Genomic DNA, 224 nt, shown 5'->3' with positions numbered 1-224 from the left:
GTCCGCGAACGCCTTCGACGTGTATTGAGCTCCGTGGTCGGTGTGCATAATCGCCCCGGTGAGGCTGCCCCGGGTGCGTTGGGCGACGTACAGGGCATCGATGACCAGTTCGGTGCGCATTGGTCGGCGATCGCCCAGCCCGCCAGCCGGCGGGAGTGCAGGTCGATGACGGTGGCCAGGTACAGGAACCCGCGCTCGCCGACCGGTAGGTACGTGATGTCGCC

The 224-nt window shown here is 67.4% G+C and carries 1 pseudogene; it reads right to left on the bottom strand.

Features of this window, described 5'->3' with window-relative positions:
- A pseudogene (locus H0524_RS24685) lies at positions 1 to 224 on the bottom strand (DDE-type integrase/transposase/recombinase); the annotation flags it as partial.

Origin of the sequence: Salinispora sp. H7-4 (genome assembly GCF_013416675.1) — a bacterium.
Classification (GTDB): Bacteria; Actinomycetota; Actinomycetes; order Mycobacteriales; family Micromonosporaceae; genus Micromonospora; species Micromonospora vitiensis.
The sequence above is the reverse complement of the archived record's forward strand: the minus strand, read 5'-3'. Positions and strand labels throughout refer to the sequence as shown.